The sequence below is a fragment of the Bartonella sp. CR127HXZ genome (genome assembly GCF_042194555.1).
Lineage (GTDB): Bacteria > Pseudomonadota > Alphaproteobacteria > Rhizobiales > Rhizobiaceae > Bartonella > Bartonella grahamii.
On the sequence record NZ_JBHIMZ010000006.1, the window covers coordinates 1 to 22,147 of the forward strand.

At 38.0% G+C, this 22,147-nt stretch carries 21 protein-coding genes, 1 tRNA gene and 2 pseudogenes; 10 read left to right on the plus strand and 14 right to left on the minus strand.

Going from position 1 to position 22,147, the window contains the following annotated elements; all coding sequences use genetic code 11:
* Together ACFIKY_RS04605 and ACFIKY_RS04610 are read right to left on the minus strand one after the other, a co-directional pair.
* The coding region (locus ACFIKY_RS04605) for a type IV secretion system protein VirB3 (RefSeq protein ID WP_375661463.1) at window positions 1-244 on the minus strand (244 nt) is incomplete at its 3' end.
* A 27-nt stretch (window positions 245-271) separates the two neighbouring features.
* Window positions 272-622, minus strand: a complete 351-nt coding sequence (locus tag ACFIKY_RS04610; RefSeq protein ID WP_375635557.1) for a TrbC/VirB2 family protein — start codon at window positions 620-622, stop codon at window positions 272-274.
* A 158-nt stretch (window positions 623-780) separates the two neighbouring features.
* Here ACFIKY_RS04610 and ACFIKY_RS04615 point away from each other — a divergent pair, with 158 nt between their 5' ends.
* Complete coding sequence (locus tag ACFIKY_RS04615) at window positions 781-1,509, plus strand: nuclease (protein WP_375661464.1); 729 nt, start codon at window positions 781-783, stop codon at window positions 1,507-1,509.
* 151 nt (window positions 1,510-1,660) lie between these two features.
* A complete protein-coding gene (locus ACFIKY_RS04620; protein WP_375635559.1) occupies window positions 1,661-2,068 on the plus strand; it encodes a hypothetical protein in 408 nt (135 codons plus the stop codon).
* Between the two features lie 19 nt (window positions 2,069-2,087).
* On the opposite strand, the gene ACFIKY_RS04625 is transcribed toward ACFIKY_RS04620, so the two are convergent.
* Window positions 2,088-2,531 (minus strand): hypothetical protein, encoded by a 444-nt coding sequence (locus ACFIKY_RS04625; protein ID WP_375635560.1) that lies wholly within the window; start codon window positions 2,529-2,531, stop codon window positions 2,088-2,090.
* Between the two features lie 3 nt (window positions 2,532-2,534).
* Window positions 2,535-2,864, minus strand: a complete 330-nt coding sequence (locus ACFIKY_RS04630; protein ID WP_273787730.1) for a YqjD family protein — start codon at window positions 2,862-2,864, stop codon at window positions 2,535-2,537.
* A gap of 1,002 nt (window positions 2,865-3,866) precedes the next feature.
* Between ACFIKY_RS04630 and ACFIKY_RS04635 the strand changes: the two genes are divergently transcribed.
* On the plus strand, window positions 3,867-4,751 hold the full coding sequence (locus ACFIKY_RS04635; RefSeq protein WP_375644479.1) for a MotA/TolQ/ExbB proton channel family protein: 885 nt from the start codon (window positions 3,867-3,869) through the stop codon (window positions 4,749-4,751).
* Window positions 4,748-5,329 (plus strand): biopolymer transporter ExbD, encoded by a 582-nt coding sequence (locus ACFIKY_RS04640; RefSeq protein WP_375644480.1) that lies wholly within the window; start codon window positions 4,748-4,750, stop codon window positions 5,327-5,329. Before ACFIKY_RS04635 ends, ACFIKY_RS04640 begins: the two co-directional genes overlap by 4 nt.
* A gap of 836 nt (window positions 5,330-6,165) precedes the next feature.
* On the opposite strand, the pseudogene dut (ACFIKY_RS04645) reads toward ACFIKY_RS04640, so the two are convergent.
* The 3 genes and pseudogenes from dut (ACFIKY_RS04645) to ACFIKY_RS04655 form a co-directional block, all read right to left on the minus strand.
* Window positions 6,166-6,632: pseudogene (gene dut, locus ACFIKY_RS04645) on the minus strand (dUTP diphosphatase).
* Window positions 6,633-6,820: 188 nt separating this feature from the next.
* Window positions 6,821-7,351, minus strand: coding sequence for a dUTP diphosphatase (gene dut / locus ACFIKY_RS04650; protein ID WP_375655728.1), 531 nt, complete (start codon window positions 7,349-7,351; stop codon window positions 6,821-6,823).
* Window positions 7,352-7,596: 245 nt separating this feature from the next.
* A complete protein-coding gene (locus ACFIKY_RS04655; RefSeq protein ID WP_375635564.1) occupies window positions 7,597-8,406 on the minus strand; it encodes a VIT1/CCC1 transporter family protein in 810 nt (269 codons plus the stop codon).
* Window positions 8,407-9,474: 1,068 nt separating this feature from the next.
* Here ACFIKY_RS04655 and ACFIKY_RS04660 point away from each other — a divergent pair.
* Window positions 9,475-9,933, plus strand: a complete 459-nt coding sequence (locus ACFIKY_RS04660; protein ID WP_375661465.1) for a hypothetical protein — start codon at window positions 9,475-9,477, stop codon at window positions 9,931-9,933.
* The gene (locus ACFIKY_RS04665) at window positions 9,930-10,112 is read left to right on the plus strand and encodes a hypothetical protein (RefSeq protein ID WP_375661466.1); all 183 of its coding nucleotides are present in this window, start codon (window positions 9,930-9,932) and stop codon (window positions 10,110-10,112) included. The genes ACFIKY_RS04660 and ACFIKY_RS04665 overlap by 4 nt, the downstream gene beginning before the upstream one ends.
* Window positions 10,113-10,898: 786 nt before the next feature.
* Here the strand turns inward: ACFIKY_RS04665 and ACFIKY_RS04670 are convergent.
* Entirely contained in the window at window positions 10,899-11,267 is a 369-nt protein-coding gene (locus ACFIKY_RS04670; protein ID WP_375635567.1) for a hypothetical protein, read from the minus strand.
* A 1,282-nt stretch (window positions 11,268-12,549) separates the two neighbouring features.
* Complete coding sequence (locus ACFIKY_RS04675) at window positions 12,550-13,074, minus strand: type II toxin-antitoxin system PemK/MazF family toxin (RefSeq protein WP_375635568.1); 525 nt, start codon at window positions 13,072-13,074, stop codon at window positions 12,550-12,552.
* A gap of 164 nt (window positions 13,075-13,238) precedes the next feature.
* Here ACFIKY_RS04675 and ACFIKY_RS04680 point away from each other — a divergent pair, with 164 nt between their 5' ends.
* Window positions 13,239-13,373, plus strand: a complete 135-nt coding sequence (locus tag ACFIKY_RS04680) for a hypothetical protein (protein ID WP_375635569.1) — start codon at window positions 13,239-13,241, stop codon at window positions 13,371-13,373.
* Here ACFIKY_RS04680 and ACFIKY_RS04685 read toward each other — a convergent pair.
* Together ACFIKY_RS04685 and ACFIKY_RS04690 are read right to left on the minus strand one after the other, a co-directional pair.
* Window positions 13,370-13,942, minus strand: coding sequence for a disulfide bond formation protein B (locus tag ACFIKY_RS04685; RefSeq protein WP_015856908.1), 573 nt, complete (start codon window positions 13,940-13,942; stop codon window positions 13,370-13,372). The genes ACFIKY_RS04680 and ACFIKY_RS04685 overlap by 4 nt on opposite strands.
* 12 nt (window positions 13,943-13,954) lie before the next feature.
* Window positions 13,955-14,560, minus strand: coding sequence for a YqaA family protein (locus ACFIKY_RS04690; protein ID WP_015856907.1), 606 nt, complete (start codon window positions 14,558-14,560; stop codon window positions 13,955-13,957).
* 221 nt (window positions 14,561-14,781) lie between these two features.
* On the opposite strand from ACFIKY_RS04690, the gene ACFIKY_RS04695 reads away from it, so the two are divergent.
* A tRNA-Leu gene (locus tag ACFIKY_RS04695) sits at window positions 14,782-14,866 on the plus strand.
* Between the two features lie 1,384 nt (window positions 14,867-16,250).
* Here ACFIKY_RS04695 and ACFIKY_RS04700 read toward each other — a convergent pair.
* The 3 genes and pseudogenes from ACFIKY_RS04700 to fumC all read right to left on the minus strand — a co-directional run bounded on the left by ACFIKY_RS04700 (window position 16,251) and on the right by fumC (window position 19,991).
* A complete protein-coding gene (locus tag ACFIKY_RS04700; RefSeq protein ID WP_375661467.1) occupies window positions 16,251-17,141 on the minus strand; it encodes an outer membrane protein in 891 nt (296 codons plus the stop codon).
* A 641-nt stretch (window positions 17,142-17,782) separates the two neighbouring features.
* A pseudogene (locus tag ACFIKY_RS04705) lies at window positions 17,783-18,000 on the minus strand (lyase family protein); the annotation flags it as partial.
* A gap of 602 nt (window positions 18,001-18,602) precedes the next feature.
* Window positions 18,603-19,991 carry a class II fumarate hydratase gene (fumC, locus tag ACFIKY_RS04710; RefSeq protein ID WP_375635572.1) on the minus strand — a complete coding sequence of 463 codons (1,389 nt, stop codon included), beginning with the start codon at window positions 19,989-19,991 and terminating at the stop codon, window positions 18,603-18,605.
* Window positions 19,992-20,217: 226 nt separating this feature from the next.
* Here fumC and groES point away from each other — a divergent pair, with 226 nt between their 5' ends.
* Together groES and groL are read left to right on the plus strand one after the other, a co-directional pair.
* Window positions 20,218-20,514, plus strand: a complete 297-nt coding sequence (gene groES, locus ACFIKY_RS04715) for a co-chaperone GroES (RefSeq protein ID WP_005774667.1) — start codon at window positions 20,218-20,220, stop codon at window positions 20,512-20,514.
* 58 nt (window positions 20,515-20,572) lie between these two features.
* On the plus strand, window positions 20,573-22,147 hold a 1,575-nt coding region (gene groL / locus ACFIKY_RS04720; RefSeq protein ID WP_375644485.1), incomplete at its 3' end, for a chaperonin GroEL.

Consider the following 22,147-nt stretch of genomic DNA (forward strand, 5'->3'; position numbering starts at 1 on the left):
TAGATGTCTTTTGCCATGTCAGAAGAATACGAAATTTGTTATGGTCATGCTTTAGGATTTCCTTGAATATGAAATGCGTCGTCACACCAAAGGTGATAAGAAAAATATTGCCTGTCATAATGAACAACATCATCGTTCCTATCGCATTTAAGCCCATAGCTTCCACCGTCACGCCTGCAATCATTGCAGGGCGCGTGCAAGCAAGAAATAACGTATCTTCTGTTAGCTTATCGTGCTCTTTCATGGCTTTGAAAGGCTAGAGTCAAGCGAATTAAGACATAAACATTGATGCGATTTGTGGTGCACCAAAAACAATGCCGATGCCAACACAAACAAAGAAAGCTTTACGCATTTCAACATAACCAGCAATCCATGCAAGCCCAATACCAGCAACCGCAATGGTTGCAATCGATTTTGCAATGTTTCCTGTTAAAGCTTTGACTAATTTATCAAGAGCAGTTTCAACTTTTCCAAAGTCACCTGCGGCAAATGCTGGCTCACTCAGTGCGATGAAGGCAATAAACAGCATCAATGCTGCTGTTAACCATTTCTTTTGTGTGTTGGATAGAGTAGTTTTTGGTAAGGTATGTTCATTAATGAACAAATTATTCATGTTTTTCATGAAAATTTCCCCGCTTTATGTTTAAGTTGATAATAAGATTAATATTCAAAATATTAATCAGGAATTATATAAATGAAAAAAATAAATTTTTCTATCGATAAATTAACAATATTTAATCTTTTCTTAAGTAATAAACAAAAAATATAGTAATATTCAAAATGATACTTTTAAAATATCTTAGAGCATCGCTTAAATATATTGTCTTAATTTATATTATTATTTTGGGATACTTTTATTTCAGTCAACATACTGAAAAACTTATGCAATCTTCTTTTTTTAAAGTGCCAGAAAAGACAATAGAAAACCTTGTTCAAAATCCGAAGTCACAATTGATAGATTATGCAAACCAACAAAATGTGGTGTTACATCCAGAACCACTCGCATCACAATTTTATGAAGAAAATGTGCCGGTTTATTCAGGTGCTATACAGGTTACAAGTGGTGTGACCTTTAAAATGATTACGCTTGTGGATGATGGATGGAGAAAAAAGATTATCCGTGATATCCGCTTATATGGTGTGGAAAGCTGTGAAATGAGGCAATTTGCTTCACGCAATGGAGTTAAGTGGCCGTGCGGTGCTTTTGTTACTGCGTGGCTTGTCTCAAAAACAATCGATAAAAAGGTTACTTGTCGGCAAGCACGTGTCATTCAACAGGTTCATTATGCACAATGTTTTGTGGATGGGGTTGATCTGGCACGTTTGGGGCTTGCAGAAGGGTTAATGGTGTTAACAAAAGATCAGCATAATTTTCCATCTCCAGCAGACTATAAAACTCTACAATCTGCTGCTCAAAAAGCACAAAATGGCTTATGGTCGAGCAAATTTCAACAACCAGAAGATTGGCGAAGAGATCACGGGAGCTATAATCCTATTGACCATTATTGATAAAACGTCCTCTCAAGCGCTATTTAAAAATCAAGACAATATTCCACTACGAACTTTATCAGAAAAAAGTTAATCATAGTCCACACAGTCCTTGGTGGACAACTCTCTTCAGTAAAAATTGTTGTGTTTAAAGCTCGTGTATGCATATAGGTTGCTTACTACAGCGCTATGTAAGAGCGCGTTTCCTTCCCCTAAACAGAATAGTCATTGTAACAAACATGAGTGTTCAGAAAAATATGAACACATTCAAATCGATGACGTGACCTTCGGTCATGAAAAAAAGGCTTATGAAAAAATAGAGAAAAGCAGAAACGAACTATCTCTATCTTCAAAAAATACTACATTGCTTCAAATCAAACCAGAATTTTTAATGCAAGCATTGCCTCATGTTGCTATGTTCATGAAACATGGATTGCAATCTGAAAGAGATTTAATCGGATCCATGGAATTTTTAGCGAAAATGAAAGGGATTTCTTTTCAGGCACTTGAAGAAGCTAAAGAGACTATAAGAAAAGATGTGCTTTCTTTTGCTATAAAAGAAAGCACATTGGGGGATTAGAGTGACAGCTTTACATATTTTATTTTGAAAAGCGGTCTTTTTTACCTTTTTTCCACAAAAAATAAGTTACAAGTCCCAGAATGGGAACTCTCAATTTGGCAAAAGGGAAATGTTGACTGAGAGCTGCAAGGCTGGAAACGGTTGCATCTGTCATTAGTTTTTGGCGTTGTTCTTCTGTCTTTTTTTGTTGGTCATAGCGTTGATAAGCCTTGAAAACCCGACTGATGATAAGACCTAATCCTGCAAGAGAAAGACAAATTAAAAACATGATACTCGCAGCGGCAAGAGGCTTCATAACAGAACATAACGCAATAAAAACGATGATACATAAAAAAAGCAAAGACATGAAGAATGAAATGCCAATAAACCCATAGCAAATTGCTTGAAGGCGTACTTGCTTGACAGTGCTTTTAAGCCCTCCACCGACAAGATGGTTTAAAAGAGGAGCGATAAACTTATGCATTGCTTAACGACGCAGTAATTGAGAAAGAATAAAACCAACCCCTGCGGCAAACAAAACGCTTTTGCCAGGATTTTTGCGAACGCATTGATTCATGGTTTGTTCAAGATCACTGATTTTGTCTTTTGCTTGAGACATCATGTCTTCACCACTTTCTTTCGCTGAATGATATAGTTTTTCCGCTTTGTCTTTGGCGGCGTTAAATTTGTTTGCACCAAGATCTGTCAGGGTTGAGGTAATCCCTGAAATTTCAGTGCGTAGCTTTTCTAATTGTCCTTGTAGGTCTTTTTCTTCTACGGCTGTTTTATTATGCTGTGTTGTTTTGTTCTGGGCCATGATATTCTTTCCCTCTCTTGATTTATTATATTTGTATTGGTGTGTTCATAGTGATCATTTGCATTGGAGTGAAAATTTTCACTGGTTGAGTAACGCCAAAAGTTTTTTTTGGTTCCTTTCATTTTGTCGAATTTAAAACTGTTTTTGATAAAATAAATCTTTCCTATACGATAGGCAATACCCGTAAAGGATTGCATCCGTTGAAAATTGTCTTATGCTTTTGCAGGAAGTTAGCACCATTCTTTAGTTTCTTGTGGCGCAGTTCTTATAATAGTTTTTTAAAAGCGTGTTGAGGCTTATTTTTTAGGTTTGTGACAGATAAAAAACATGGTTGTTGCGCTTTTGCGGCAGAAGTAATGTCATTTTTATGCTTTTTCAGAAGAACAAGAAAATAATATTGTTGTTCGTTGCTCTCTATGTATTTGGGGGCTAAACGAGCACTCCCATTATACTTGTGGTCAGTTTAAGATATTGCGATAGTTCTTTTTTAAAAATGTAAGGTATATTTTTATTTTGGGATAGGTGGTACTTCAGTGCACTGGTTGTTAGAGATGTGCATATCCTTTTCTTCAAGAGTTTTATGATCTTTTTGCTGCTTATTCTCTGCAAGTAAATATTTTGTTGGGTTTAAAAGAGCTGCTGAAATGAGAGAAGCTTTGCGATATGAGGGATTCATTCAACAGAAACGATGATAAATTATTCTTATAAATTAAAATATTATATGCAATACTCCTTGCGAGTCTATCATTTTGCCAAATTTATGTAATAAATTGATTGGCTAAGATCAACTTGTTGAATTGTTAGAGAAAAATTTCTTGAGTGATTTCTTTAGAATAAGAGAGAGCTTGTGGAATAAAACTATACTTGATTTATCAAGTTTTCTTTCTTAAGAGGAATGCGAAAATGACGTTAAAAGGGTAGTGGCATTGTGGAACAGCGATGCTGTGCGGGGTGACGATCCAGCTCATAAAAAAGATAAGACCATAAGAATGTGAGATAGAAATGGAATCTGAAACAGTACCTTTAGATAATATGTCTGCTGTATTGACAGCGCATGATTTTTCTCCTTTTTCTATGTTTATGGCTGCTGATTGGGTGGTGAAAGCCGTTATCATTATTTTGTTACTTGCTTCTCTTATGTCTTGGACAATTGCTTTTGTGAAAATTATTGAGATCACTTTGGCAAAACGAAGAGTACGTCATGAACTTCAATTGGTTCTTAATGCTCAGACTCTTACACGTTTGGCAGCTAGCTTGAAAGAAAGCAAAGGGGCTGGTGTGTTTTTTCTCAAAGAAGTTCTTAAAGAGGTGTATCTTTCTACACAACAGGTTCATTTTTCTGCTCCTGAAGGGATAAATAAAAGCTCTGGGGAAAGAACCGGTGCAAGGGAAAGTGCACAAACGCTTGAAGACATTCTCTTTTATGAGGAGAGCAATCAATATGAAGATGTTTCCCGCGATGTTCGCGATGTTAAGGTTCGCGATGTTCATGAAGGTTTAAAAGAAAGGGTTCATTCGCTTTTGTCACGCTGCTTGTTGGCTGCTACACGCCGTGTTGCATGTGGAAGCACTGTTCTTGCAACCATTGGCGCAATTGCTCCCTTTGTTGGTCTTTTTGCAACTGTTTGGGGCATTATGAATTCTTTTATTGGGATTGCTCAGTCTCAAACAACGCGACTTGATGTGGTTGCTCCTGGGATTGCTGAAGCCTTATTCGCAACAGCTATTGGGCTTTTTGTAGCTATTCCTGCCGTTGTTATGTATAATAGCTTCATGCGTGCTTTGAATGGTTATCGCAATGATTTAGGCGATATCGCTGCGGCTCTTGAAAGGCTCTTGAGCCGTGAACTTGATAGACAAAGACAACAGAAAAGTCATAAAAAATGAAAGCAAGCCTTAATAATGATTGGGATACAGATGAGAGTGGGTTGCAAAGCGAAATCAATGTGACCCCTTTTATTGATGTTGTATTGGTGTTGCTTATTGTTTTTATGGTTGCTGCACCTTTGGCAACATCTGTCATTCCCGTTCAGCTTCCTTCTATAACTCAAGTACCTTCAGTGGTTCAGTCTGATGAACCTCTTTATGTTACGTTGCAAAAAGATCGTTCTCTTTACATTGGTGATCATCTTGTAGAACAAGCAGCTTTGAGAGAAGCTTTGTTGAGGGAAACTACGCAAAATTTAGAGACAAAAATTTTAATCAAAGCTGATAGCGAAATTGATTATGGTGCTGTCATCGATTTATTAAATCAAATACGCATGGCTGGATATAATAAAATCGGTCTTGTAGGATTGCAAAACTCTACCAATCTTACCTCAAAAGGTGTGATCAATAATAAAACCACAGGGGTAGCGGACGCTACTGTCGATGGAGCGGGTGGTAACGTTGTGGGGCATGTGGATGCCGTAACAACGGGCACTGCGGTAAACGCTAATATTTCAGGAGCTGCTTCTGACCAGTGATAAAAAACAGCCTTTGTTGCAGGAAGCAAAGCATATTACTCAAAGTCGTAGAGTGAAATTGATGAGGGTTTTGTCGTGGATTTATTAAACCAAATACGCATGGGTTTGATATTACGCAGGGGGTTCATATATTGAATCGGTTTTTTAAGATTAAGCTCTACTAATCTTGCCTCAAGAGGTGTGATCGAGAAAAACAGCAGGAGTGGTTGTTGTGTGTCTTAATACATCTTAAAGCCTTTTTTGCGACGGTGTTTATAAATGGTATGACGGTAAAGCCCCCCGTAAAATAATAAAAAATCTATTGAACCTCACTATCTTTATGCTTAACAAAAGAGCAAGTGAGCACCATTATAGTATTTATATTTTCTCCCAATGTTGTGACAGTGCTGAGTACAAGTATTCATTATAGGTATTTTTCCATTTTTTATCTACATTCTAGCTACGTTTGGAACGTGAGAGACATATTTTTTATTGATGTAATATAAATAGATTTGCAATGAAAGAATCTTACAGTATTGGGATTTCTCATTTGAGTTGCAAGATAATTAATTATTATAAATCAATATGATGTATAGATTGTAGACATTACAAGCGGTATGTGGGCTCTCAATGGTTAATGCCAATGTTTTTGTTATGGGGGAGGGGTGTTTGGTGATAACGAAGTTTTGTATAGCGCAAGAAACGTAATTGAGAGATGATTGTTTAGAGGTTCCGTTTAGTAAAAAACTTTGAGAGCAAATGCGCACTCCTTCTGCACTTTAAAAGCCCAAGGGGTTTTAAGTGAAAGAGTGGTTGCGAGTGTTATATTTTGAGAGTAGCGATTTTTTCAGAGCTTCTTAAGTATGCTCCGTTGAACCAAAACCTCCTGTTCCACGGCTCTCGTTATGGTTTTGGGTATTTTGCTCTGGTTCAATGGCACAAACATTGACTTGGGATACGGGGGCGATGACTGTTTGGGCAATGCGCATTCCCCGTTGGATAGAAAAGTCTTCTTGGCCTAAATTTATAAGAAGGACTTTGACTTCACTTTCGGATAATCACACTCAATCGTTCTTGGAGTGTTGAGGCATGTGATGGCGTGTTTTAAGGCTAAGTCAGAGTGTGGATGGATGCGTGCTTCAAGCCCCCCGTGATAAATGAAAAATGAGATCTGTTGGAATAAGTGCCCGCTTGCCCAAGGGCAAGAACAAGCGTTTCTTCTTTACCAATTGCTGTTTGTAAATCCAAGACCGGCAGAACCAGCCGTTGCGTAGTGAAGAAGTTTCCTTGTCCCAAGCGCAAGACGCTGAACAAATAAAGTCAGGGCATGTGAAGATTGAGAAGAGACAGAGGAAGAGTAAGGATGATTGTTTAGAGGTTCCGTTTAGTAAAAAAACTTTGAAAGCAAACGCGCACTCCTTCTACACTTTAAAAGCCCGAAAGACTTCCAGTGAAAGAGTGGTTAGAATAAGCGAGTGTTATATTTTGAGAGTAGCGATTTTTCAGAGCTTCTTAAGTATGCCCCGTTGAACCAAAACCTCCTGTTCCACGGCTCTCGTTATGGCTTTGGGTATTTTGCTCTGGTTCAATGGCGCAAACATTGACTTGGGATACGGGAGCGATGACTGTTTGGGCAATGCGCATTCCCCGTTGGATAGAAAAGTCTTCTTGTCCTAAATTGATAAGAAGGACTTTGACTTCACCACGGTAATCACTATCAATTGTTCCTGGAGTGTTGAGGCATGTAATGCCGTGTTTTAAGGCTAAGCCAGAGCGTGGACGTATTTGTGCTTCAAAACCTGGTTGAAGATGAAAGATCAGACCCGTTGGGATAAGGGCGCGTTGCCCCGGTGTGAGGACCACGGTTTCTTCTTCTCCAATTGCTGCACGTAGATCAAGACCCGCAGAACCAGCCGTTGCGTAGTGAGGAAGTTCTAAACCTTGTCCGTGTGCAAGACGCTGAACGGATAAAGTCTGGGCATGTGAAGGTTGAGAAGAGACAGGATGATTGTTTAGAGGGGCGTTGGTTTCAGTGTGCGACATGATCAAGGCATTTCCAAAATATGAGGTCTAGAAAGAAATGATACTTTAACAAAAGACATCCATAAAACCAAGTCGATAAAGGTTTGTTAATACAGGTTGTCCCCAGAGCTTGCTGATCTAGAATATTCCAAAACACCATCTGACACCATTAATGGTATTTTTCAATAATGGCATCATCAATGATGGCTTATGCCTAGGGACATGCGCTTATTTGAGATCTAAATTATGTTTACAGATAAGATTTTTTAGATACTACCGATAAGAATACCCGTGGCAAAAACCAGAGCACCACCAATGATGACCTGTAAAGAAGCGCGCCAAAAGGGAGTTGACATGAATTTGTTTTGGATCCAGACGATTGCGCCTAGTTCGAAAAAAACAATGATAAATGCAATAACTGTCGCTACATAAAAAGAGTTGATCAAATAGGGAAGAGTATGGCCCAACCCCCCTAATGTTGTCATAATGCCGCTGGCAAGACCTCTTTTTAATGGCGAACCACGCCCTGATAATTTACCGTCATCGTGGGCTGCTTCTGTGAAACCCATCGAAAGTCCTGCACCAATAGAAGCTGAAAGCCCTATCAAAAAAGTTTGATGCGTGTCTCCTGTGGCAAAAGCTGCTGCAAAAATGGGGGCAAGGGTAGAGACAGAGCCATCCATTAATCCTGCAAGACCTGGTTGAATCCAAGTCAAAAGTGTTTGTCTTTGCGTTTTCGAAGGTTTTTTTACGGTGTTATTGGCCACTGTTGTTTTTTTAGAGGGATGGCTGCTCTTGCTTTTTACAAGAGAAGTTCGATCACATAATGAACCGATAGTGTTTGCACGATTATGGCAAGTAAGGCACAAAAGTTCCTTATAATTTTCAAGCTCTTGAAGCCCCATGGCGGTAAAAACCGCCGCTTCCTTAGAGGAATAAGATTCTAGAGCTTTTGCATATTTTAAATAGAGCGCTGCATGCTGCTCTTTTACTTTGAGCGCTTGAAGCATCATTTTTTGTGCTGAACGAAAGAACAGAGCTTTACGTTGTACAAATGAAAAAAACGATCTCAACATTTTCTGTTCCTCTGCACTTTAGAATAATTCTAAAACATAAGAAAAATAAACCGAAAGTCAATCTAAAAGTTAAAAACTGACAAATTACAAAAAGGTTGCACTGAGAAAAAAGAGTGCTGGGAAGTCAAGAAAGCAAAGGAGATTTATCAAGAAGTATGGTCACATGAAAGAAATGATTGCGTGAAAAAATTAAGAGACAATGTGCTTTATTTTGCTAAAGGGGCGTTTGAATGAAGTGTTTCAATGTATTGATGCTCGAGAATGTAGGGAAAGAAATAGGCTTGGCGTCATCATTCATTTTATGCGTTCAAAAGACTTGTAACAGCTCTTGGAATTTGAGATGATTCTTTTAAAGGAGACCTTTTTCAAGGGACAAAAGCCCATTTCGCGAGGGGGCCCCCGTGAAGAGTATAGAAGGGTAGAGCGATAAAATTTCCATGAAATAATATAAACTCCATTGAGTCTTCTTAATCTTTACGCTTCATAAAAGAGCAAGCTGGCATCATCATACACCTTAGCTCCCAGTGTTGCGACAGTCTTTAGCACGGTTTATTATGGGTATGGCATTTTATTGTACAGTTTTACGCCACTCGATCCCGCTTGTGGAGATGTAAGACAGTATTCTTATGATATTTACGCGCATTTTAGCGTTGTTACAGCTTTTGCATTTAGGTGGATTTGTTAGCGTGTAACGAATTATCTTTTGTGCTGTAATTGCAGGGGCAGGTTTAAGGGGGGGAGTGCATAAATGAAAGAGATATTATCATATCAAATTGTTTGATCACGCATAAAAATTTATGCTTTATGAAGGGGCATTTATCGCCTTGTAACTTGCCTGATATCTTGTATGAAAGCCCAAAATTCAGTAGGATTCTCTCACTTCAAAACTTCTTATATTGAAGCAATTCAAATCATTTTCTTGTGTATCACAAGGAGGGGTGTGGTTGTGGGATTGTTAAAAAGTGTGATAAGTTGCAATGTGAGGGGAGTATAATCTCTGTGTAGTGAAGGAGATTGCTCTTAGCATTTTGAAAATATGTTAAGTTTCGTAGAAAAAGCGGGGAATATATGGAAATTGATGAAAGTTTGAAATTTTGGCGGCTTTCTGAAAAACTAACAATACTGCAGGCAGCGCTTTTAGTAGTTGATTTAAATCCAGGAAAATGTCTGTTTGACAATGAAATAAAAGCAGAAAAAAGTGGTATTTACGAAGGAGGGCGGCAAATACCGTTTGATAAAACTGCTCATTTCCGAGGAGCTTATAATGCCATCGTTCAAGCGGGAAAAGAAGGGCAATTAAAGATGAAATTGTCGTATGGTCCTTTTGGTGATATAGATGAAGATTCCTCATATGTTCTCGTTGATGATTTAAAAAAATGGCTTTCATCGCGTGGTCTGTACCCTCCATTTTTTTCCCTGAGGATAATTCTGCTGGGACTAAGGACCAAAAATATGCGTTTCAAGATCCAACGCATCCACGTTATGCTCCAAAGCTTGCAGCTATTGTTGCGGCATGGGAAGCGGTGAGTGAGGCTGAGGGCGGTAAAACTGTTAAAGGAACGCTTATAAAGTGGCTTAGTGACAATGCCGTTCAGTACAAGTTGGTGGATGATAATAATTTACCAAGAGAGAAGCTCATTGAGGAATTAGCGGCTGTTGCGAATTGGGAACCTACCGGAGGGGCGCCTAAGACACCTGCCAATTAATTTTATCAAAAGAAAAAAAATAAAAAGATCACTAAAATTGTGCTGTTTTTTTTTGATAGTTTTGAAGATAATCTCTTTTTCTGGGGGAGATTTTTACTTTTCTTCCCTAGATTATAAGTAATTGTTTTTCAATGAAAATAATTTTTATAGTGTTCCTCTGACGGTTCAGACGGGGAAAATAGATATTTTGGGGCAGTAAAATTTACCCTGTAGTTTTCGTAACTTACCTCTCTATTTTTGTTTGATTTTTTTGGTCATTTTTAAAATCCGTTATCAATTTAAGGAGTGCAACATGATTAAAGTTAATCTTTTTTTTACTATGCGTAAAAGTGTGAAAATTTTTCGGGGAAATGTACGGATATTTGGCAATGTGTTGCGGATGAGGTGGTACATAAATCGTTTAGAATAGGCGTATTATCGTGTTGGTTAAAGTTTGAATGATTGCTGTTATTCAAATAGTCGAAGTTGAGCGTTGTTACAGCTTTTGCATTTAGGTGGATTTTTTAGCGTGTAACGAATTATCTTTTGTGCTGCAATTTCAGGGGTAGGTTTAAGGGTGGGGGTGCATAAATGAGAGAGAGATATTATCATATCAAACAGTGTTCAATTTATCGCATTGCATTTGTGTGAATATAGCTGATCAAATTTTATTTATCATGTAGAGTGGGGAAAAGTTAACAATATTAATTGAATATAAAAAAACATAAACTGTAATCTGAATTACAGTTTATGTTATTAAGTATTAAATAAGCTTACTGTTTAAACTGTATTTAAGTGAAACGTTGTTTAAACGAGCATCCACGCACTGTCCGCAAAAGCATCAAATGCTTTTTGACCCGGTGTACGATAGGGAGCCCGCTTTTTAGAAAACAACCATGAAAAATACGCAATAAGACCCCAAAGTGCTGGTGCAAGTCCCATCATAACTCCTACCTTTACAACACCTTTTTTAAAATCTTGTTCAGTGCTTTGTGTTGAAATATGATCCATAATCATATCAATAGCTTTAACAACTTTATTTTCTTTTGACACTGTAGAAGCAAAACTAGAACCTTGAGAATGACTATTCAAATAATAAGCATTAGCTTCCAAAACCTGTGAAAAGAAAAAGGCTATTGTAACAATATATAACGCGATTTTTTGAAATATTTTCATTATAATGATCCAAATTTAAAAGATTTAATCAAAAAAGTTTTTTCATTACACTCTCTAAACAAAACAAAAAAAGCACCGTGGCATCCTATGATGCATAATTTCATTATGTGTTTAATGTGCTGTTAATACAAAGTGTTTAATTGCACATTTTGTATTATATTTTTATGTAATTTCCATAGTTTATTGATTCTGTCAACTTTTCAATTTTAGTTTTTAACTTAAATTATAAGCTGTAGTTTTTTTGTTAATTTAGAAATAAGTTTAAATTATATTATTGTTTTTATTGTTTTTATTGTATTTATTGTATCATCTGTTTTGGTAAGTCGTAAACGCAATTCTATATTATTAACGGAGATATTTTTAATATACAAAATGTTTTTTAAATAAACAAAATGTAGTTTTATTGTGGTGTAAATGACATATGTTCTGTATGAATTTTTCAAATTTCATAGTATTTTATAAAAATGCTATGGATTATTGATGCAATTTTTAAGATATATTGCGGTGTGAAGTAATCGTTTTTTGTTATCTCGTAAAAACACTATTTTGTGGTATGGTGATGTAAGTTCTGTGTTTAGCGTTATCGTTATCAATCGGTTATCATATGGTAAGTAAACTAATATTATTCAGATTATATAAGCATTATTAGCTCTCTTTACAGAAATAGATGCGTTCAAAGATGAATGGAGTATTCTGTGTAGTCTTAAAGCGTTTGAATCATTAAATGCTCTTTATTTTTCTTTTCAAAAATGCTGGCTTTTTCATCCGCTTCATCCGTATTGAGGGACGTAAATAAACAAGTTGTGAGGTCGAATATCTTTTGGTAAATTGAGCGATTGAACACTTCAAGAGCGCGAAGAACAAGGGATTATTTGTTATGCCAAATTATGAAAAATTTTTTTCAATCTTGGAAAGATATTCCCATTGCGGCAAATCATATAAAGTTTAAGCAACGGCAGCACGGTTTTTTGTGCAATGAAATGATAAATATGTACAACATCACGGTAATCTCCGTGGGAAACTTTACCAGATCAATAGTACGGATAGTGTCTTCTGCTTACCCCAAATCGCAGATATTTCAAAACAACAACGGTGGAGAATGAATGTTGGATATGTTCTAGGGAAGGTTGCAAAAAATGGCTAAAAAGTTCTCAAAAAAAATACCAAAAATGACGAAAGGAGCGGTTGCCCACTCCTTCGTTCCTATCTCCCCTTTCGGGGAAGCGGCCACCATTACTGATGCCGTATATGGTGATACATATACGCTTATTTTTTTCAAAAGTCAATAGTGTAAATGCGGTAAATGTTTGAGCATCAGAGCTACAACTTTATGAAAATCTTCGCTGGATAATCTTGGAACAGTACGTGAGCAACTTAAACGACTTACAGAAACTGTTGTGACATAATTGCAGATAATCCATGCTTTTTTATTTTCTATGGGAGATTGTATTGGATACGCAGCGGGATTATTGGGTTGTGATTTCGTTGAAAAAGGTAAAACTGTCACATTTCCATATAATTTTGCATTCTTAGAAAGCACTAAAACAGGCCGCTTTTTCCAAAATTCAGGGAGTATCGAATCATGAGGAAAATCGCACCAAAAAACTTGTCTGATGCGTGGTGCCGATTTGATTCGTGGTTTTATGTGAGGTGGTTTTTTGTAAGGAGCATTTAAATCTCTTTCTCTTATATGCTCGCGCCATGCATTATAATCATGTTCCATCATAACACATGGTTCTTCAAGTTTGGTTATATCTAAGGAAATAGGTGATAGGGTAGAAGGCGCTGTGTTCTTATCTTCAGCCATAGCAGACCATTTATATTTATCGGTCCCCTCACTTATTATTTTACGGCTTTTCTACCACGAGTTTTTATCAAAATGTTGCTCATAAGTACAGAGAGGTGAAACCATAAAATGGATATATCTGCTTATTTTTGTCTTTTGCGTACAACGCTAGAGGAGGGATATTGGTGATAGGTGGGTTGTTGGGTTGGTTTGGCGGTGGGTGGTTTTGGGTGGTGATTGGTGACTGGAGGGTTGTTGGTTTAGGGGGAAGCGATTGGAGAGAACGAGTGCACGCGGCTTCATTTCTATTTTATGGTTAGAGTTTCTTATTGCTTGAAAGGAGTCCTTTTGAGGCAACATAAAAACTGATAAGCATGTAAAATAGACTAGCAACGACATTCCAGCCGGCAAATGAAAGAAAAAGAAAGCGTGCGGATGCTTCAGAACAAGAAGGGGGATGAATGTTGTTTAATTGGTTAAGAAGCTGGTTAATGTCTGAGGTTTTTCTCACTGCGCTTAAACCACAACTGAGGGGGGCTGCCCAAAAGCCATATTCAACACCTGCATGATAAATGGCTAAAACAAGGCTTATACACATTAAGACAAAAACACACAAAAATAAAAGTTGTATCCAAGCAGACATGCGAAAAAAACATGCCCCAAAACCTGCTAAGAGCAAAAAGGGTATGGCACCATAATAGGGAAAACGCTCTATGAGACACAAATCGCAAGGAAGATACCCTCCAAAATATTCAAAACCAAGGGCAAGACCTATTGTAGCGGACAAGCAAAAAGCGAGAAAAAAAGCCCATAAACTTTGTTCTTTTCTGCTGGGTTCAAGATGAAGGTGCTTGTATAAAAGTGGGTGAGAAGACAAAACGCACGCCATTAAGTCTGTTCCTTATAAAAGCTTTTTGTTTAAAAAAGCTATGAAAATCCCATAAATTAAAACGAGACTAACACAACCAATGAGAATAATCCATTTGAAATTCTGTACTAGAAAATTCATTGCTTTTTGCCCAAAATGTTTAATCAGCCACGCGAGAAGATAAAAACGAGCGCCTCTAGAAAAAATACAAATAAGAATGAAAAGTTCAAGACGTACACTCATTACACCGGCCAAAATTGTGACAATTTTGATGGGGGGAAGATGAAAAAAACCTGATGTTATCAGTAAAATGACTAGAAATTGCAGGGTTGCACTATTTTTCAGAGATTCAAAACTTTCAACCTTACCATAAATTTCTAAAATGGGTTTGGCAAGAGTATCATAGGCAAAATGTCCGATAAACCAACCGGCAATGCCTCCTAATACAGAACAGATAGTCGCAATCAAAGCATAGCGATAAACTCGCTTTTGATGGATAAGCAGCATCGGAATATATAAAACATCTATGGGAATTGGAAAAACAGAACTTTCAATAAAGGCAATGAAACCAAGCCAGTGTGGTGCAGTACGCCGATTTGCCAAAGAAATCGTCCAAAGCTTTAATTTGTTTAATATCATGAGGCTTTCTATAAATTTAAGAGGTAAAGACTTTACAAATGAGATTGTTATAAATCCGGTAGAGAAATCCAATAAAGAAAATATTTCATAAAACAGATAAGAAAATGATATGAATTCTTAAAAAATGAGAAGTCTGCTGTTGACGAATCTGTGCTTCTTCATATAGTGCAAAGGAATAATCGACAAGTCTGTATTTTAAGTACTGTCTTTTGTAGCAATGTGCGGGTGTGGTGGAACTGGTAGACGCGCCAGACTCAAAATCTGGTTCCGAGAGGAGTGTCGGTTCGAGTCCGACCACCCGCACCATCTCATAGAGATTTTCCTTTATCCTGTTATGGCGTATCATGTTAATTTATAAAACATGTGGGATTTATAAATAGTGTTCACTGTTTTGCATGTTGAATGAAAAACCTCGAATACCATAGGATTCTTTCATTTTAAGTTTGTTTATTTTAAGTTTATTTATAGTAAATTAACCGAAATCATGTCTTTTGTACATTGCAAGCTAGATGCGCTATTGTGGAATGAAATTTTACAAAATGTGGAATGAAATTTTACAAAAAATGAATAAAAATGCCTCTTAATAAACCGTTTCAAGGGCATCATTGGGGGGTAGGAGTATATGATGGATGGTGCCAGCTTGCACTTTTATCTTGCACTTTTATGAAGTGTAAAGATGATGCTCTATAGATTTTATATTCTTGTGGGCGTTGTTGCAAAATGGGCGTCAGGGTTTTGAGAGATGTTTCTTGAAAACACGCATGTGAATTACCAACCCAAGTGTCTTGGATTTGAGTGTGTTTGGGATTTGAGTGTGTTTGGTTTGGAGCGCTGTCGTATGACATGAGGGGCGTGATCCAAAAAAGTCCCGTGAGAAACACAAGCATGAGGCAATGCGTAAACTCCTTTCTTTAAAAGACAGAGCTGTAGAGGCTTAAAAGATAGTGCTTTAGAGGCTTTGAAAGTCGTAAAACCGAAGTAAAAGGAAATAGTAAGGTTGGAAATTGGTTTTTGCCTTGACAATTTCATATTCTCCCCAAATGAAGCTGTCTCCCCGTTACAGAAATTACATAAACAGAGAACCGCAATATCCTCTCTCTACTCTGGTATACAATAGCTGTAAACACTGTCATTTGAAGTGTGGTCATATAGGGTCTGTAAACTTCCTTGAAACGTTACAGTAATTTTTTTCAGTGTGTGTTGGATATTCTTAAGAGTGTTTGTTTTACTTTAGGTTTAAGGGCATTCCATGGGGAGGCGCCAAGAGGAGCCTGCCCCAAGAGTCCCCAAGAGTTGTTGTGTTTTTACAAACGGACATGATTTTAGAAATGGGTTTTAGAATCTTGATCCTTTGAGAGTGGGGAGGCAAGTCAACATCATCCTATAAAACTGCAATTGATGCACAATATCCATAGTTCTTTTAAAGAAACATTTCTTAATAACTGCTCTCATTTATTTTACGATGGTAGCCAGTGGTATGATGGTAAAGCTTTTATATTCTAAATGTATACATGAAAGGGGGAGAGGATAGGAGCTTGCTTTAAAAGAGGGAGAGGCTTTATTGTTTTGTGACGATTTGTTTACAGTTTAGTCTTGGTTTTTAGAATCTGCGTCTTTTTAGGAGGGAAAGAGGCATAAAAAAAACCCCGTTTTAACAGGGTTTTTTAAGAGTTCAATTTTTCTACAAAACTTAGAATTTATAAGCGATACCAAAGCGAACATCATGCGTTTGAGAAGAGATTTTAAGGTTATCGTCTGCAAATTTCTTTTTCAAAAAATCTGAATAACGATATTCTGTACGCATGATGATATTATCTGTCATTGCAAGATCAAAACCACCACCAATAGTGTAACCAAACATTGTTTTTGTTTTATCTAACACATCGCCAGAAGCAAAAACTGTCGAATCTTCTTGTGATTTTGATAAAAGTGACATGATATATTGCATTTGTGTATAGGCTATACCCCCTGCAACATAAGGCATAAGACGATGGGAAGCAAAACCAATACGCGCGCGTGCAGCACCAGACCATTTTTCTTTCAATGTTACACTGCTGACAACAATGTCACCATAGTTGGGTATCGTTTCATCCTGAGCTGCAGGTTTTACGATAGGAATCCCAGCTTCTTTAAAGGCAATGTTAATAGAGTCTAATTCATCTAGAATTTTCTTTCCATTGTCTGTTTGGGTGCTTTTCCTCCCAGACCAGACTATGTCCGTATCAAAACCGAAAACAAGGTTCTCTCCCAGATCAATATTAGAACCTGCATACAAACCTGCTCTCAATCCTGATGGTTTCGGTGATAAATCTCTATCAACCCAAGCCCATTTTCCGTCCCTGGCTTCTTTTGCGTAATCTAGAGTATTTTTACTGGAAAAATATCCAATTTGTCCTCCAAAATAAAAACCAGACCAAGAAAAAGGCGCAGAAACAGTAACCGGTGTGATACGTGACGATGAATCATTTTGCAATGAAACCTTCGGTTTTGATTGCTCAAAGATTACCGTATCTGCTGCTTGCGCTGTTGAAGTGGTAATGAAAGTGAAAATAGATAGTGCGATTAAATATTTTGTTTTCATAAAAACATCCCCAATTCATTTCGGATACAAATCGTATTATATACAAATTGGTTAAAAAAATCTATAGTTAATATCATTATGAAAACTAAAATACGTATAAAATCTATAATTAACCATATTAAAGTGTTTTTAAAACTTGTTTTCGTGCTATTATTCCGCGTTTTTCTTAATTTTTCAGGGTTTGTATATATTCCTTCAGTGTTTTCTATGTTTTAGAAAAAAATATAGTATAGTAAATAAGATTTTAATTTTTTAAAGAACCATTATTATATATATATTAAAAACACTCTTTGTTGTTAAGTTTTAAATATATTGTCTATAATGATTGATATCATTGTGCTTAATATTCAATTGATCGTAAAAAATACATATTGGCACCATCACATTCTTTGCTCGTTTCTGATATTGCGTAGCTTTGTATTGCGATAGCCTTTTGAGCACTTGAGAGGATGAGCGACTTTATTTCTTTATTTCTTTTTTTATCTATATGCCACTTTTGCTTATAACAATCCAAGCGAATAGTTTTGATTGATTGAATGGGATATGAAGAATAAGAAGGAGCAAAGTGCGAGAATCTGATGTTTCATGAGGTTTCTCATGCACCATGTAAAACGATAAATTCTTCTTTTCGTTCGCTTAAAGCCGGAACGTGGATGAGCGCCTAAAAACTGAATGTCGTTGGCAATTTTAAAGAGATTAGCGCGTGCACTCAGGTTTTTGTGGAAATGGGTGAGGGCGCCATGATAGGTAAATGCCTCAAATTTTTTGCGAACTGTCAAGGATATCCCTGTCAGAGAGCTGATTGTTTCAGTAAAGGCCAAAACCTTTCGGTGCATTGAGTTTTTCCAACAGCTGTTCCTCTATTGAGTACTTCTATCTTTACGCTTTATAAAGGAGACATCTCTTAATGCTTCCAATCTTAATGCTTCCAAACCCATTTCATGACGGTGGCTCGTGAATGGTATAACGTTAAAGCCATTGAGCACCCCCATCTTTACGCTTCATAAAGGAGTAAATCGGTACTATCATTATATTTGCCTGCTCGTGGGTGTTGTGACAGCCCTCTCCACAATGTTGTGAAAGTCCTTGGCACTTGAGGCGGTTCATTAGAGGCGTTTTTAGTCCTTTCTTATCTTATACAATTTCTATCCACACATTCATATCGCCACACATTCACCTCACTTGTGATGTGCAAGTAAGTGATTTTGATTGATTTAACATGGGACAGATTTAAAATGAGAAAATCCTACGGTATTCAGGATTCTCATTCAATATGAATGACGCGAGATTATCATTATAGATAAATACATTATCTCATTGAGACAAGAGCAGAAATATGGACCAGAGCCTAAAATGAACGCTGTGGGTAATCGTTATCGGTCATCGTCGGGGTGTAAACACCCCGATCTTTTGACAGAAAGATTTGTTTTAAGACGTTTGCATCTTTTTTTAGTGAGTTGTTTATTGGGGAGAAATCATCTTTTTGGGATCAACCAGCCGGTCATAATCAGCTCCAGAAACGCCAGCTTTTATTGCTTCTGCGCGCAAAGTTGTATCATTTTTATGCGCTGCTTTGGCAATTTCAGCAGCTTTTTCATAGCCAATTTCTGGTGCAAGAGCTGTGACTAACATGAGTGAGCGCTCCATGAGCGAGTGAATATGAATGCGATTGGCTCGTAATCCTTGAATGCAATGTTCATCAAAAGAGCGCATGCAATCACCAAGAAGGGTAATTGATTGTAAAACGTTATAGCCAATAACAGGTTTATAAACGTTGAGTTCAAAATGTCCTTGGCTTGCGGCAAAGGTTACGCTGGTGTGATTGCCAAAAACTTGGCATGCGACCATGGTTAAGGCTTCACATTGCGTGGGATTAACTTTGCCTGGCATGATGGAAGATCCGGGTTCATTTTCGGGAAGACTGAGTTCCCCTAAACCTGAACGTGGTCCTGAGCCCAAAAATCGAATGTCATTAGCAATTTTAAACAGATCAGCAGCTAAGGCATTCAAGCTCCCATGGAAATGCGCAAGGGCTCCATGATGGGCGAGTGCTTCAAATTTATTGCTGGCAGTTTGAAACGTTATTCCTGTGAAAGCGCTCACTGTTTGCGCAAAAGCAATGTCAAAACCTTTTGGCGCATTTAGTCCTGTGCCAACAGCCGTGCCACCTTGAGCAAGCATGTGGACATCGGTTAGAGCATTTTCAATGCGCTGAAGATTGGCTTCTAATGCGGCACGATAGCCTGAAAATTCTTGTCCTAAGGTTAAAGGCGTTGCATCTTGGGTATGGGTGCGGCCGATTTTAATGATGTCTGCAAATTCTTGCTCTTTTTGTTTTAGTGTAGCAATAAGAGCTTCAAGGATTGGCAGTAAGTGTTGGCGTGTTTGCAACGTGGTGGCAATGTGAAGCGCTGTGGGAAAGGAATCGTTCGATGATTGACTCATATTGACATGGTCATTGGGATGAACTGGTTTTTTGCTTCCAAGTTTTCCTCCCAAAATCTTACTGGCACGATTAGCAATGACTTCATTGACATTCATATTGCTTTGTGTGCCAGAACCTGTTTGCCAGACGGAGAGTGGGAAATGCGTATCAAAATCGCCGGCAAGCACTTCATCGGCGGCGGCAATAATTGCTTTTCCAATATTTGCTGGTAGTTTTCCTTTGTCCATATTTACAACAGCTGCAGCTTTTTTGATAAGGACTAAGGCATAGATGATGGCAAGAGGCTGCTTTTCACTGCCAATATTAAAATTATGCAGTGAACGTTCAGTTTGTGCTCCCCAATAACGATCTTGACGTACCGAAATCGTTCCAAAGCTATCCGTTTCCTGACGTGTTTCAACCATGATAAGATCCTTTTTTGTTCACGGGTTCTTAAAAAAGCTAAATAACGCGAAAGTGCAATGAGAGGCAAGACTTTGAAGCTTCATTTAGAGAAATTATTTTATGGCTATTCTTGACATTAAGAGATGCAGATTTTATATCTAACTTATACTAGCACTCTCAAGCTATGAGTGCTAGCAAGAACTTTTAAGATTAATGCAATTATGTTCAGTTTTAAGGATTTAAAACATGGCTAATATACAATTCCGCCCACTTCACGACCGTGTCGTTGTCCGTCGGGTTGAATCTGAAAATAAAACGGCTGGTGGGATTATCATCCCTGATACAGCAAAAGAAAAACCTCAAGAAGGCGAAGTGATTGCTGTTGGCAATGGCGCTCTCGATGATAACGGAAAGCGTGTGCCTTTAGAAGTCAAAACAGGAGACCGTATCCTCTTTGGAAAATGGTCTGGAACTGAAGTCAAGATTAATGGGGAAGACCTCCTCATCATGAAAGAATCTGACATTATGGGAATTATGGGCTAATTGAAGCGCTTAACTTTTCATTGTGTACTATTTTGAGAAAACTCCAAGGAGAAATTAAATGGCTGCTAAAGAAGTCAAATTTGGCCGTGAAGCGCGTGAGCGTTTGTTGCGCGGTGTCGACATCCTTGCTAATGCTGTTAAGGTGACACTCGGCCCTAAAGGTCGTAATGTGGTGATTGATAAATCATTCGGTGCGCCTCGCATCACAAAAGATGGTGTATCCGTTGCAAAGGAAATTGAACTTGAAGATAAGTTCGAAAATATGGGTGCACAAATGTTGCGCGAAGTTGCTTCTAAAACCAATGATATCGCTGGTGATGGAACAACAACAGCAACTGTTTTAGGACAAGCTATTGTGCAAGAAGGCGTTAAAGCTGTTGCTGCTGGCATGAACCCAATGGATCTTAAACGCGGGATTGATGCTGCTGTGGATGAAGTGGTGGCAAACCTCTTCAAAAAAGCAAAAAAAATCCAAACTTCAGCAGAAATTGCACAAGTAGGAACTATTTCTGCTAATGGTGCTGCTGAAATCGGTAAAATGATCGCTGATGCTATGGAAAAAGTGGGCAATGAAGGCGTCATTACCGTAGAAGAAGCTAAAACTGCTGAAACGGAATTAGAAGTCGTTGAAGGAATGCAATTTGACCGTGGGTATCTTTCCCCTTATTTTGTCACAAATGCTGAGAAAATGGTCGCTGATCTTGATGATCCTTACATTCTCATTCACGAAAAGAAATTGTCTAATCTACAATCTCTTCTTCCAGTGCTTGAAGCTGTTGTGCAATCTGGAAAACCACTTCTCATTATCGCTGAAGATGTGGAAGGTGAAGCTTTGGCAACACTCGTGGTCAACAAGTTGCGTGGTGGTTTGAAAATTGCTGCTGTAAAAGCACCTGGATTTGGTGATCGCCGTAAAGCCATGTTAGAGGATATCGCAATCTTGACATCCGGACAGGTTATTTCTGAAGATGTGGGCATTAAACTTGAAAATGTCACTTTGGATATGCTTGGACGTGCAAAGAAAGTGAACATTTCTAAAGAAAACACCACCATTATTGATGGTGCTGGACAAAAGTCTGAAATTACTGCTCGCGTCAATCAAATCAAGGCTCAGATCGAAGAAACAACTTCTGACTATGACCGTGAGAAATTGCAAGAAAGACTTGCTAAACTCGCTGGTGGTGTTGCTGTTATCCGTGTTGGTGGTGCAACAGAAGTTGAAGTGAAAGAAAAGAAAGACCGTGTTGATGATGCTTTGAATGCAACACGTGCTGCTGTTGAAGAAGGTATTGTTGCTGGTGGTGGTACCGCATTGTTGCGTGCAGCAAATGCGTTGACCGTTAAAGGAAGCAATCCTGACCAAGAAGCAGGTATTCATATCGTTCGTCGTGCTCTTCAAGCGCCAGCACGTCAAATCGCAACCAATGCCGGTGAAGAAGCTGCTATTATTGTGGGCAAAGTGCTGGAAAATAATGCTGACACTTATGGTTACAATACTGCCACGGGTGAATTTGGTGATTTGATTGCTTTGGGAATTGTTGATCCAGTGAAAGTTGTGCGTTCTGCTCTCCAGAATGCGGCTTCAATTGCTAGCCTTCTGATTACAACAGAAGCAATGGTTGCTGAAGTTCCA